Consider the following 13,386-nt stretch of genomic DNA (forward strand, 5'->3'; position numbering starts at 1 on the left):
GCCCGCGGGACGTGACAGAGAGTGACTCAGATCACACTCAGGCGCGCGCCATCTTCGTCACGTCTGCGGTGACCCCGTCGCCGAGTTCGACGCCACCCGCCGCACCGGCTTCCGCGTCCACGACGTCGAAGGAGACCGCGAGAATCTCACCGGCGATCAGATCGGCGTGCGTCCGTGCCCAGTCGGCGCGGTTCGCCGGCACCACGAGCCGGACGCCGATCCGATCGGAGACATCGAGACCGAGAGTGCGCCTGGCGTCCTGCAGTTCGCGGATGCGGTCCTTGGCCCAACCCTCGGCCTCGAGTTCCGGGGTGACGGCGGTGTCGAGGACGACCAGGCCGCGGCCACCGGGCAGTTCCGCGGTCGAGTCCGGCTCCACGGCGACGAGGCGGCGGGTGTACTCGCCATCGTGCAGTTCGATGCCGTCGGCGACGACCACCTCGGCGCCGTCGGCCCCCGCCTGCACCGACCAGTCACCGCTCTTGACCGCCTTGATGGCCCGTTGCACGTCCTTGCCCAGGCGCGGACCCGCGGCTCGTGCGTTGACCGCGATCTCGTACCGGCCGTACAGGTCGGCGTCGGTCGAGAGCGTCACCGACTTCACGTTCATCTCGTCGGCGATGAGATCGGTGTACGGCGTCAGCTGTTCGGCGGTCGGCGACGCGACGGTCAACCCCGGCAGCGGCAGCCGCACGCGCAGCTTGTTGGCCTTGCGCACACTCGAGGCGACCGAGCAGACCTCCTGCACCTCGTCCATGGCCGTCACCAACGCCGTGTCCGACGGCAGTTCGTCCGCGGTCGGCCAGTCGGTCAGATGCACCGACCGGCCACCGGTCAGACCGCGCCAGATCGCCTCGGTCGCCAGCGGGAGCAGCGGCGCGGCCAGACGCGACGCCACCTCGAGCACCGTGTACAGGGTGTCGAAGGCGTCGGGGTCGCTGTCCTGTCCCACCCAGAAGCGAGCGCGGGAACGACGCACGTACCAGTTGGTGAGCGACTCGACGAACTCCCGGTACGCCTCGCAGGCACCGGCGACGTCGAAGACGTCGAGGGCCTCGGTCATCGTGTTCCGGGTCGCCGACAGCTTCGCCAGGATGTAGCGGTCGAGCACGTGCGTGGAGTCCGTACGCCAGGTCGCTGGCCGCTCGGCGTAGAGCTGCAGGAAGCTGTAGGCGTTCCACAGCGGCAGCAGGGCCTGCCGAACGCCTTCCCGGATGCCGCGTTCGGTGACCACCAGGTTGCCGCCGCGCAGCACCGGCGACGCCATCAGGAACCACCGCATGGCGTCGGAGCCGTCGCGGTCGAACACCTCGTTGACGTCGGGGTAGTTGCGCTTGGATTTCGACATCTTCTGGCCGTCGTCGCCGAGGACGATGCCGTGGGCGATCACGCTCTTGAACGCCGGACGGTCGAACAGCGCGGTCGCGAGTACGTGCAGGTTGTAGAACCAGCCACGCGACTGGCCGTTGTACTCGACGATGAAGTCACCCGGATTGTGCGGCAGCTCGCCGGTCTCCGGATCGCCGTCGAACCAGTCGGCGTTCTCGAACGGGTAGTGCACCTGCGCGAACGGCATCGAACCGGATTCGAACCAGCAGTCGAACACCTCCGGCACCCGACGCATCGTCGACTTGCCGGTCGGGTCATCGGGATTGGGCCGGGTCAGCTCATCGATGTAGGGGCGGTGCAGATTGTCCGGCCGCACCCCGAAGTCCCGTTCGAGTTCGTCGAGGGAGCCGTACACGTCAGTGCGCGGGTACTCCGGGTCGTCGGAGATCCAGACCGGGATCGGCGCGCCCCAGAAGCGGTTCCGGCTGATGTTCCAGTCACGGGCACCCTCGAGCCACTTGCCGAACTGACCGTCGCGGATGTGCTCCGGCGACCAGGTGATCTGCTTGTTCAGCTCGAGCATCCGGTCCTTGATCGGGGTGACCGCGACGAACCACGACGGAACCGCCATGTAGATCAACGGCTTTCCCGACCGCCACGAGTGCGGATAGGAGTGCTCGATGGTCTCGTGGCGCAGGATCTTCCCGATCGCCTTGAGGTCCTTGATGATCGCCCGGTTCGCGTCGAACACCATCTGGCCCTCGTAGGGTGGGACCTGCGCGGTGAACTTACCGCCCGGGTCGAGGGGCTGCACGACCTCGATGCCGTTGGCGGTCGCGAGGTCCATGTCCTCCTCACCGAAGGCGGGCGCGAGATGCACCACACCCGTGCCGCTCTCGGTGGTCACGTAGTCGCCGAGCAGGATCCGGTGGGCGTTCGGGTGGCCGACGAAGAAGTCGAACGGCGGGGTGTAGGACATGCCGGCGAGCTCGGCACCCCCGTAGCTGTGCACGATCTCGGCGTCCGGGATCTCCTTGGCGTACGCACCCAGCAGCGCCTTGGCGAGTAGGTAGTCCTGGCCGTCGGACGCTCTGACGTGCACGTACTCGACGTCGGGGTTGACCGCGATCGCGAGGTTGGACGGCAGGGTCCACGGGGTGGTGGTCCAGATCAGTGCGTTGACGCCGTCGAGTTCGGGATGGGCGTCGTCGCCGACGAGAGGCATCCGCACGGTGATCGCGGGGTCCTGGCGCATCCGGTAGGCGTCGTCGAGCTTGGATTCCTGATTGGACAGCGGCGTCTGCTCGTACCAGCTGTAGGGCAGGACGCGGTAGCCCTGGTAGATCAGTCCCTTGTCGTGCAGCCGCTTGAACGCCCACATCACCGACTCCATGAAGTCGAGATCGAGCGTCTTGTAGTCGTTGTCGAAATCGACCCAGCGGGCCTGGCGGGTGACGTAATCGCGCCACTCGCCCGTGTAGCGCAGCACCGAGTCACGGCAGTAGTCGTTGAACTTCTCCATGCCCATCGACTCGATCTGCGACTTGTCGGTGATGCCGAGCTGACGCTCCGCCTCGAGCTCGGCGGGCAGACCGTGGGTGTCCCAGCCGAATCGACGCTCCACCCGCTTGCCGCGCATGGTCTGGTACCGGGGTACCAGATCCTTGACGTACCCGGTGAGCAGGTGGCCGTAATGCGGGAGTCCGTTGGCGAACGGAGGTCCGTCGTAGAAGACGAACTCTTCACGGTCTGCGCGGTTCTCGATCGAGGCGGCAAAGGTGTCGTCGGCGGCCCAGTAGGACAGCACGTGCTGTTCGAGATCGGGGAAGGACGGGGCGCCGCGGCTGCCGCCGGTCATGTCGATCACGGGATAGACCCGGGCGTCGGCAGGTGTTTCGGCGTCCTGGGTGTGCAACGGTGGGGTCTGCGCCATGGTCGTCTCCTCGTGCCTGGCATGTCGTGACTGCTCTGGCACGGGGACGCACACCTGTGGTCGACGACCACTCGATCCGCGCGGTACCACCCCGCTTGCAGCGACGGTCCGATGGATCCGTGCGCCGCCACTCTCCGGCTCGCGCCTCGCGCGAACCCACGGCTGTCTCGGGCCGCTCCCGCCCGGTTCTACTAGGGGGTGCGACTGGTCGCACGACCCCGTTCTTCCGGGTGCTCCCCGGTGATGGCCGGATCAACGCAGGTTCGAGTGTAGCCCTCGACGCGCCGGCCGGACGAATCGCTTTCCCGGGCCGCGCCGACCGGGGCGCGATGTCTGGAGACCGAACGCGCAGCTTCCAACCGGTCGCTCAGCTAGCACACTGAGCGGAAGGTTGGAAGCTGCGCGTCTGGACCCGAGTCAGTCGAGCGGTGGCCGCCAGTTCGGGTCGAGAGGATCGAATCGTTGCTTGGGCGGCTCGTCCGGCGGTGTGGATTCGCGGCGCGGGGGCTCGGCAGACTGGGTCTCGGCAGACGGGGGCTGGACCGGCAGTGACTCGGTCACCGCGTCGTCCCCACGTCGTTGCGACGACCCGTACCCGGCCGGTGGGGGTGCCGGCGGCCGTGGCGGCCGCGATCCCGGCGGGGGTGGCGGGTATCCGCCGACCGAGCGCAGGTAGTCGTCGTAGGTGCCGTCGCGCCCGGGTGCGGGTCCCGGCTGAGGCGGGGCCGGCGGCGGTGGCGGCGGTAGGTCGGCACGACCGTGGCGCCCACGCGTCTCACCAGCGACATCGGCACCGGGGTCGACGACGCCCGGGGCATCCGCGCCGGCACCACCGGCATCGATACGACCGCCGGCGGTTTCGCGGCCGGGTCTCGCGGGCTCCGGCTCTGCGGACGAACGACCCCCGGCGCCCGGGTCACCGGGACCACCGGCCGATTCGTCGACGTCGACGAAGTCGGCGAGGGTGCGCTCTTCACGCTCCCGTCGACCTCCGATGACGTCGGCGATCAGGAATCCCAGCCCGACCAGGCACACCACGATGCACGAGATCGCCAGCCAGACCGTGCCGGTGATCAATCCGAGCACCAGCAACACGAACCCTATGAGCGTCGCCGCCAGGGCCAGCGTCAGCACGAGAACCCTCCCGCTTGTCCGCCGACTAGCTCGGGGAGTAGCTGGTGAATCCGCCGTTGCCGGGGTCGGAGGAGAACGAGTCGGAACGACCACCCTCGACCGGGGCGGCGCTACCCCGCTGCTGGAGTTCCTCGAGCTGGGACTCCAGATAGGTCTTCAACCGTGTGCGGTACTCACGTTCGAACGTCTTCAGCTGCTCGATCCGGCCTTCGAGAACGGTGCGCTGCTGGTTGATCGTGCCCATGATCTCGCTGTGCTTGCGCTCGGCGTCGCTCTGCAGGGCGTCGGCGCGTTCCTGCGCCTGCCGGACCTGCGCTTCCGACCGCGTCTGCGAGTCGGCGAGGATGGCCTCGGAACGTTGGCGGGCATCGGACAGCAACGCGTCGGCCTTCGACTGCGCCTCGGAGACCATGGCGTCGGCGCGCGAGCGGGCGTCGGCGACCAGGGAGTCGGCCTCCTGCCGGGAGGTGGAGGTCAACCGGTCGGCGGTGTCCTGCGCGAGCGCGAGCACGCGCGCGGCGCGAACGTTCGCGTCGTCGTCGGAGAACTGCGACTGCGGGGCCGGTTCCGGAGCCGCGGCCTCGGGTGCCGCGGCGAACACCTGGGTGCGCTCTTCGGCGGCCGGCACCGCAGACGCACCGGAATCGGCGGCGGGAGCGCCGGATCGGGCGTCGGTGAGCTCACCTTCGAGCTCCTCCACACGCTGCTTCAGGTCGCCGTTCTCCTCGATCAGCCGCGCGAGTTCGGCCTCGACAAAGTCGAGGAACTGATCAACTTCATCCTCGTTGTAGCCGCGTTTACCGATAGGCGGTTTGCTGAACGCGACGTTGTGCACATCAGCTGGTGTCAGCCGCATGTCGGTTCCCCTCATTGTCAGTCGAACTGTCTGGATGGCCGGATCAAGCCCTGTTCAGTTGAAACAAACAGATACCAGTCTGCACAGTATTTGCTACAGGCTGTCACTGTTTATTCATACCAGTCCACTGGGTAACTGGCGTCAAATCCTGTCACACGAGAACCGTTCGTAGCAGAGCATCGATGCTGTCCTGCAATCAAACGGTCACTCGATGATGACACTCAACGGTAAACCACCGGCGACCGATGGTCACGAAGAGGTCACGGCGGGCGTGTCGACTCACCGTCGACGCGGTGTCCCCGGCGCACCGCTCCCCCAGGTCATGCGAGTCCGGCGATGGCGAGCGCAGCCGCAGAGCTACGACTGAGCGAGCTGACCACCTGCATGGCGATGAGCACGACGATCATCACGATCATGAGCGACAGGTCGAGCCGGACCGGTCCGAGCGGAATCGGCGGCAACACCCGCCGCAACGCACGGATCGGCGGATCGGTCGCGGTGAACACCATCTCGATGATCACCACCGCCAGTCCGGTGGGGCGCCATTCCCGTGCGAAGGAGCGGACGAGCTCGACGACGAGCCGCGCCAGCAGGAGCAACCAGTAGATGAACAGCACGTAGTAGAGAACCTGGAACACAATCGTCACGCCTCAAGGTTGCCTGATATGTCGCACCTGCGCTGCAACCGCCCGTGACCAGGGCGTTCTTTCAGGCGCCAGGCAGTGACGACGACCCGAGGGCCTCAGCCGTGGTTGTAGAAGCCCGTTTCCGCGATCTTGCGACGATCCTCGGGCGAGACGTCGATGTCGGCGGGCGAGAGCAGGAACACCTTGGTCGCGACCTTGTCGAACGAGCCGCGCAGCGCGAACGCGAGTCCGGCGGCGAAGTCCACGAGTCGCTTGGCATCGTCGTTGCTCATGTCGACGAGGTCCATGATGACCGGGTTGCCGTCGCGGAAACGTTCACCGATCGTGCGCGCCTCCCCGTAGTCGGACGGTCGCAGGGTGGTGATCTTGTGCAGCGGGCCGTCGGCGAACACGCGCTCGAGTTCTGCTCGCTCATCGCCACCCGCACCACTGCGCGCCACACCCGCCGGGCGCATACCCGGCCGCTGCAGCGGCTCGAGTCGGTGGGCGGACCGCATCCGCTCCACCGGCTCCCCGCTGTGCCGCCCCCCGGCGTATGCGTACTCGGGGACGGGCTCGAAGCCGCCGTCGAAGCCGTTCAGGTCGTAGCCGCCATGCGCGAACGCCTGAGGTTCGAACTCCCCCGGGAAACGCCGGTCGTCGACGTAGGCGAAGTCGGCGTCACGCGGCCCCTCACGGAAGCCCGGCTCGCGGTACCCGCCGTCGGCGTAGAAACCATCGCGGTAGGGCCGAGGACCTCGGACCGCTCCGCCCGGCTCCTCCAGGTAGTCGTCTTCGTAGTCACTCGGAGGCACCATGCCGAAATATGCCTTGAACTTCTGCATCGTGGTCATAGCTGGCCTCTCTGTTGTCCAACGCTGCCGGGGAGCAGTCCTGTGGTGCAAGTGTGGTTGTTGTGTTCGCTGGTTTTCATGTGACCAATGTGATTACTGAGAGACTAACGGCCGGGGTCCCATGATCGCGGTTCCGACACGCACACATGTCGATCCGTGCGCAACCGCCTCTTCGAGGTCACCGGACATACCCGCGGACAGTTGCCGCGCATCGGGATGCTCCTCGACGAATCGACGGTGGATCTCCGCGGCACGGTGCATCCACCGCTCCGCCGACCCTTCGACGGGCGCGATCACCATGAGTCCCTTCAGCGAGAGCCCGTCCGCACCGATCACCTGCTCGGCCAGCGCCGGCAACTCGTCCTCGACGGCACCTCCCCGGTGTGGATCGCCGTCCAGGCTGACCTGCAACAGGATTCCCAGATCGGCCGTGCGGGCCCCGGTGTCGAGTGCGGTCTGCGCTCCCCGGGCGAGTGCGTCGACGATCTTGCCCCGATCGACCGAATGCACCGAACGCGCCCATTCCGCAATGGTTTTCGCCTTCTTCGACTGCACCGACCCGATCATGTCGAACCGGGCGTCGCTCGCCGCGGCGCCGATCGCGGCGCTGCGCACCTCGGCGATCTTGCGGCCCGCCTCGGGTTCGCGGGACTCACCGAACGACCGCACCCCGAGCCCGATGAGGCGACCGACATCGTCGGCCGGGAAGAACTTCGTCACCACCAGCAGTTCGACGTCGTCGCGCCGACGCCCGGCGGCGTCGATCGCGGCGTCGAGTCGTGCCCGGGCGGCCGCGTAACGCTGCGCGAGGTCGTCGCGACGCGCGTCGCGGTCCCCGTCAGCTGCGGTCATCGCCGTTCTCGGGATGTGCCGGCGGGGAATCGGACGAGTCGGACTCGGCCGCCGGGGCGGCTGAGGAGTCGATCCAGATCACCGACGCGAGCCGGCCGGTCGGGGCGCCCCGCCGGTGGCTGAAGAGCTCGCGGTCCTCGATCGTGCACCGCGGGTCGGCAGCGACCGCCGACACCCCGGCCGCCAGGAGCTGGCGGCGGATGCCCGCCCGCAGATCCAATCCCGCGGTGCCCTTCTCGGTGATGCAGGCGCTGCCGGGCAGGTGTTCTTCGACGTCTCGCTGCATGTGCGCCGGCACCTCGTACTGGCGCCCACTGGCCGCGGGTCCGAGCAGTGCGCCCATCCGATCGGGTCGCGCGCCGAGCCGGATCATCTCCCGTAGCGTCGCCGGGATGATGCCGACGCGCGCGCCGACCCGGCCTGCATGGATACCGGCGATCACCCCGGCCTCGTCGTCGGACAGCAGCACCGGGACGCAGTCGGCCGACAGGACGGCCAGCGCGAGATCCGGTTCGGTGCTGACCAACGCGTCGGTGGCCGGCACCGGACCGTCCACCGGACCGTCGACGACGGTGACGTTGCGACTGTGGATCTGTTCCATCCAGACGATCCGTCCGGGTGTCAGACCGATCTGCTCGGCCAGCCGATCCCTGTTGGCCGACACCGCCTTCGGGTCGTCGCCGACGTGATCGCCGAGATTGAACGAGTCGTAGGGCGCCACCGACACCCCTCCGGAGCGTCCGGTGACCACGCGACGAACCCGCATCGCGGAGCTCAGCGTTTCATGAACGACGGCACGTCGACGTCGTCGTCATCGAGGGTCACGTTGTTGCGACGCGGCCGCTCCGGCTGCTCCTCGGTGAACGGATCGCCCGATCCGGCAGGCATCTTGCCGAACAGCGGGTCGTTGTCCTGCGGCTTCGACGCCACCGCACCGGCCTGGCCGGAACCGACGGACGACTTGCCCACCGCAGCGGGGATGTCGGTGCGCTTTCGCGGTGCGCCGCCGTCGAATCCGGCCGCGATCACCGTCACGCGCACCTCGTCGCCGAGATTGTCGTCGATGACCGTGCCGAAGATGATGTTGGCGTCCTCGTGGGCCGCCTCCTGCACCTGGGTGGCGGCGTTGTGGATCTCGAACAGACCGAGGTCGCTGCCGCCCGCGATCGAGATCAGTACTCCGCGAGCACCTTCCATCGACGCCTCGAGCAGCGGCGAGTTGATGGCCGCCTCGGCGGCCTTCTTCGCCCGGTCCTCGCCACGGGACGAACCGATACCCATCAGGGCGCTGCCGGCGTCACTCATCACGCCCTTGACGTCGGCGAAGTCCACGTTGATCAGCCCTGGCGTGGTGATCAGGTCGGTGATGCCCTGAACACCGTTGAGCAGCACCTCATCTGCGCTGCGGAAGGCGTCCATCAGACTGACCTGCGCGTCGCCGAGCTGCAGGAGTCGGTCGTTCGGGATGACGATCAGGGTGTCGCACGACTCACGCAGGGCGGTGATCCCGGCCTCCGCCTGACCGCCACGACGCTTGCCCTCGAACGAGAACGGACGGGTCACCACACCGACGGTCAACGCGCCGAGCTTGCGGGCGATGGATGCCACCACCGGCGCGCCGCCGGTGCCGGTGCCGCCACCCTCGCCGGCGGTCACGAAGACCATGTCCGCGCCCTTGAGGAGCTCCTCGATCTCGTCGCGCGCGTCTTCGGCGGCGCGTCGTCCGACCTCGGGGTCGGCACCCGCCCCGAGACCACGGGTCGAGTCGCGGCCGACGTCGAGTTTGACGTCGGCGTCACTCATCAGGAGCGCCTGCGCATCGGTGTTGATCGCAATGAACTCAACGCCTTTGAGTCCTTGCTCGATCATTCGGTTGACGGCATTGACGCCGCCGCCGCCGATGCCGACAACCTTGATCACGGCCAGGTAGTTGTGCGGTGGCGTCATGTGCCCGCCTTCCTCGTTCGATCCGAAACCCTAAACCTGAACCATAGATTTAGAGTTATGTCAAGTAGATGGATGTTGGGCATGACGCTAGGCATCCGAGGGCGGGGCCGCCAGCAAGCGGGCGGCGTGTCGCGAAGTTGGTCCGGTCTTTTTTCTGCGCGGTACCCGTCGATCCCACGCGCGAGGGAACGTGGCACGTCAGCGGGCCACATACGGCCACCCGATCAGCTGAACGCGGGGAACTCCGGGCTCGACACGTTGTAGGTCGAGGCGGGCCGGGTCAACAGCGCGTTGAGGGTTCTGGCTTTCTCCGCTCCCCGCTCGCTGTCGCCCCACACCACCGTCTTGTCGCCCTCGAGGGTGAACTCGATGTCTACCGGCGACGATGCGGAGACGGCGATGAGGCGTCCCGAGATCGACTCCGGCAGTTCGGACACCGCGCCCAGTGTCTCGACCGTCGTCGGGTCACTGGGGCCGGGATTCGGGGTGGAGAACTCCGGGAGGGCATTGATCTCCGGTGGGACACCGGTCGAGGTCTCGAAGGTCAGGTAACCGACGCCCGAGCGGTCGAGGACGTGCACCTTGTCGCCGTCGGTCACCTTCACCACCGGCTGCCGCTCCACCACCGTGATGGTGAGGGCGGACGGATAACTGCGTTGCACGCGCACCGATTCGATCGACGGGATGGCCGCGATGCGCTGGGCGACGGCCTGCGTGTCGACCTGCAGCAGCGGGGTCCCGTCCGCGACCCTGGCGGCCCCGATGATCTGGTCCGCCGGGACGGCCTCGTTGGACTGCACGTCGGTGGACCGGACGGCCATCAGCGGGGTGAAGTACGCGATCGCGGCGAGACCGGCGACGACGACGATGACCGCGAGCGTGCCGAGCAGCAGTCGCGGACGCCGGGGCCGAAGCCGCCCACCGCGCTCTCCTCCCCTGCCCGTCACGATTGGGTCCCGGTGTCCGCGGGCGCGGGCGATGGCGAGGTCGGGTCACCGGGCTCCCCCGCCGCCCGCAGGGCCGCCAGGATCTCGGGACCCTGCATGGTGATGTCGCCGGCGCCCAGGGTCAGCACGAGGTCGCCGGGTCGGACCAGGTCGGCGACGGTCCGCGCGAGCGCCGAGAGATCCGGCTGGAAGACGACCGGCCGGGTCACCCGGGCGGCGATGGCGGCGCCGCTCACGCCGGGGATGGGTTCCTCCCGCGCGCCGTACACGTCGGCGAGGACGACCTGGTCCGCGAGGTCGAGGGCGGCGGCGAAGTCGTCGGCGAATTCACGTGTACGGGAGTACAGATGGGGTTGGAAGACCGCGACGACGCGGCCCGGACCACCGTGCTCGGTGTGTCCGACACCGGCCTCGGCGACGCTCTCGACGGCCTGGCGCGCCGCGGACAGGACAGCACGCACCTCGGTCGGATGATGCGCGTAGTCGTCGTACACCTCGACACCGCCGACGCGGCCCCGGAACTCGAAGCGCCGGTGCACACCGCTGAACGCGGCCACCCCGTCGAGCACACCGGGCAGCTCGCCGCCCGCGACGCAGCATGCGACGGCAGCACCGATCGAGTTGAGCGCCATGTGCTTTCCCGGCAGCGTCAGGTCGATCACACACTCGACCGCAGGATCGGCGAGTGGTGCTCCGAAGCGGACGCGTGCGGTGCCGCCGGCACCGCGCGCCGCCCACGACAGCAGCGTGGCGACATGGTTCACGGTCGGCGCCAGCGCGGCGTGGCTGCCTTCTCCATAGCCGAGCACGGTGATGCCGCGGTCGGCGAGCCCGTCGGCGCATCGACCGGCGAACCGGGCGGCGCCCTCGTCGTCGAGGCATACGACCAACGTCCCGCCCGGTTTGATCCGTTCGGCGAACGAGTCGAAGACCTCGACGTAGGCCTCCTCGGTCCCGAAATAGTCGAGGTGGTCGACCTCGATGTTCGTGACCACGACGACGTCGGGTTCGTATTCGAGCAGCGACCCGTCGCTCTCGTCGGCCTCGGCGACGAAGATCCCGCCACTGCCGTGGTGGGCGTTGGTGCCGGACTCGTTCAGCTCGCCGCCCACCGCGAACGACGGATCGAGGCCGCAGTGTTGCAGCGCGACGACCGCGATCGACGTCGTCGACGTCTTGCCGTGCGTGCCGGCGACGAGCAGCGTCCGGTAGCCCTGCATCAACTCGGCGAGGACGTGCGGTCGCAGCAACACCGGGATGCCGCGCGCCCGCGCCGCCACGAGTTCGGGATTGGTCTTCGGGATCGCGGCCAGGGTCGTGACCACGACCGACGGGCCGCCGGGCAGCTGATCGAGGGCGGATGGATCGTGACCGACCTGGATGCGTGCACCGCGGGTGCGCAGGGCGAGGATGCCCCGGCCCGCCTTCGCGTCCGACCCGGACACCTGGCCACCGCGGGCGAGGAGGATTCGCGCCAGCCCGCTCATCCCGGCGCCGCCGATGCCGACCATGTGAACCCGACGCAGCTGCTCGGGCAGGTCTCCGATGGGTGCGGACGGGTCCCCGCCGCTCATCGCCTCACCTCCCGCTCGGGCCGTCGCCGTGTGACCGTCGACCGACTGTCCTGCCCATCCATTGTCACGTCTGCGGGCCCGATCCCGGCGAGCGAAACGCGGAGCGCAGACGTGCCCGGTAGGTTCCGGCGCGATGTTCGGCGGCGAGTTCGAGCGCGGCGGACGCGACGGAGTCGGCGGCATCGCGATGCCCGGTCCGCCCCGCGGCGCTCGACATCGCCGCCAGCCGGTCGGCGTCGGACAGCATCGCCGGGACCTCGCGCGCCACCCAGTCGGCGGACATGTCCGCGTCGTCGACGATGATGCCGCCGCCGGCGTCGACGACCGGCAGGGCGTTGAGGCGCTGCTCGCCGTTGCCGTGCGGGAGGGGCACGTAGATCGCGGGCAGTCCGGTGGCCGACACCTCGGCGACCGTCATCGCACCCGACCGACACATGACGAGGTCGGCGGCCGCATAGGCCAGGTCCATGCGCTTGAGGTAGCCGACGCCTCGATACGGCGGAGCGCCGGACGGCGAATCGGGGTTGATCGTGTTCTTCGGGCCGTACGCGTGCAGGACACCCACCCCGGCCTTGCCGAGCGGGCCGGCCGCACCCGCGACGGCCTCGTTGAGCCGTTGCGCCCCTTGCGAACCCCCGAACACCAGGAGGGTCGGGGCGTCCTCGTCGAGGCCGAAGTAGTGGCGGGCCTTCGCCCGCAGTCCCGGCCGGTCGAGTTCGGTGATCACGCCGCGCACGGGGATGCCGACGACGTCCGCGTCCAGACCCGAGCCGCCGACCGCCGCCATCACCCGGTCCGCGAACCGCGCGCCGACCTTGTTCGCGATGCCCGCGCTGGCGTTCGCCTCGTGGATGATGATCGGCAGTCGACTACGGGAACGGACACGCATCCGCGCTGCCAGATACGCGGGCAGCGACACGTAGCCGCCGAACCCGATCACCACATCCGCGCCGACCGCAGAGAGGACCGACCGCGCCGCCGACACCGCACCGAGGAGGCGGGCCGGCGTCTTGGCGAGTTCCATCCCGGGCTTGCGCGGCAACGGCACCGCCGGGATGAGTTCGAGCTGGTAACCGCGCTCGGGCACCAGACTTGTCTCCAGACCGCGGGTCGTGCCCAGGGCGGTCACCCGAGCGGTGGGATCGAGACGGGTGACCGCATCCGCGACCGCGAGTGCGGGTTCGATGTGCCCGGCGGTCCCGCCGCCGGCGACCACCACCGACAGCGGCCGATCCGACCGCGACCGGTTTCGCTCAGAATTCACCGCTGACCCACTCCACTTTCCCTGTCCCGGACCGCGTTCCCTGACCGCCGGTCCCGAACTGATTGTCCGA

General features: G+C 68.6%; 11 protein-coding genes. All 11 read right to left on the reverse strand.

Annotated features, from left to right (window positions below; genetic code table 11):
* Positions 1 to 37: 37 nt before the first annotated feature.
* The 11 genes from ileS to murG all read right to left on the reverse strand — a co-directional run bounded on the left by ileS (position 38) and on the right by murG (position 13,316).
* Complete coding sequence (gene ileS, locus V1Y59_RS08760) at positions 38 to 3,262, reverse strand: isoleucine--tRNA ligase (protein ID WP_330504444.1); 3,225 nt, start codon at positions 3,260 to 3,262, stop codon at positions 38 to 40.
* A gap of 417 nt (positions 3,263 to 3,679) precedes the next feature.
* Positions 3,680 to 4,396 (reverse strand): hypothetical protein, encoded by a 717-nt coding sequence (locus V1Y59_RS08765; protein WP_330504445.1) that lies wholly within the window; start codon positions 4,394 to 4,396, stop codon positions 3,680 to 3,682.
* 25 nt (positions 4,397 to 4,421) lie between these two features.
* Entirely contained in the window at positions 4,422 to 5,252 is an 831-nt protein-coding gene (wag31, locus tag V1Y59_RS08770) for a DivIVA-like cell division protein Wag31 (protein ID WP_330504446.1), read from the reverse strand.
* A gap of 320 nt (positions 5,253 to 5,572) precedes the next feature.
* Positions 5,573 to 5,899 carry a YggT family protein gene (locus tag V1Y59_RS08775; RefSeq protein ID WP_330504447.1) on the reverse strand — a complete coding sequence of 109 codons (327 nt, stop codon included), beginning with the start codon at positions 5,897 to 5,899 and terminating at the stop codon, positions 5,573 to 5,575.
* A 95-nt stretch (positions 5,900 to 5,994) separates the two neighbouring features.
* Positions 5,995 to 6,732, reverse strand: coding sequence for a cell division protein SepF (locus tag V1Y59_RS08780; RefSeq protein WP_330504448.1), 738 nt, complete (start codon positions 6,730 to 6,732; stop codon positions 5,995 to 5,997).
* 93 nt (positions 6,733 to 6,825) lie between these two features.
* Positions 6,826 to 7,584 carry a YggS family pyridoxal phosphate-dependent enzyme gene (locus tag V1Y59_RS08785; RefSeq protein ID WP_330504449.1) on the reverse strand — a complete coding sequence of 253 codons (759 nt, stop codon included), beginning with the start codon at positions 7,582 to 7,584 and terminating at the stop codon, positions 6,826 to 6,828.
* Entirely contained in the window at positions 7,571 to 8,350 is a 780-nt protein-coding gene (gene pgeF / locus V1Y59_RS08790; RefSeq protein ID WP_330504450.1) for a peptidoglycan editing factor PgeF, read from the reverse strand. The genes V1Y59_RS08785 and pgeF overlap by 14 nt, the downstream gene beginning before the upstream one ends.
* A gap of 8 nt (positions 8,351 to 8,358) precedes the next feature.
* Positions 8,359 to 9,531 (reverse strand): cell division protein FtsZ, encoded by a 1,173-nt coding sequence (gene ftsZ / locus V1Y59_RS08795; RefSeq protein WP_330434677.1) that lies wholly within the window; start codon positions 9,529 to 9,531, stop codon positions 8,359 to 8,361.
* Between the two features lie 224 nt (positions 9,532 to 9,755).
* Positions 9,756 to 10,478: a cell division protein FtsQ/DivIB gene (locus V1Y59_RS08800; protein WP_330504451.1), complete on the reverse strand. Its 723-nt coding sequence runs from the start codon at positions 10,476 to 10,478 to the stop codon at positions 9,756 to 9,758.
* Positions 10,475 to 12,052 carry a UDP-N-acetylmuramate--L-alanine ligase gene (gene murC / locus V1Y59_RS08805; RefSeq protein ID WP_330504452.1) on the reverse strand — a complete coding sequence of 526 codons (1,578 nt, stop codon included), beginning with the start codon at positions 12,050 to 12,052 and terminating at the stop codon, positions 10,475 to 10,477. Before murC ends, V1Y59_RS08800 begins: the two co-directional genes overlap by 4 nt.
* A gap of 64 nt (positions 12,053 to 12,116) precedes the next feature.
* Entirely contained in the window at positions 12,117 to 13,316 is a 1,200-nt protein-coding gene (gene murG, locus V1Y59_RS08810) for an undecaprenyldiphospho-muramoylpentapeptide beta-N-acetylglucosaminyltransferase (protein WP_330504453.1), read from the reverse strand.
* Between the last annotated feature and the right edge of the window lie 70 nt (positions 13,317 to 13,386).

Source organism: Gordonia prachuapensis (assembly GCF_036350515.1).
GTDB classification, from domain to species: domain Bacteria; phylum Actinomycetota; class Actinomycetes; order Mycobacteriales; family Mycobacteriaceae; genus Gordonia; species Gordonia prachuapensis.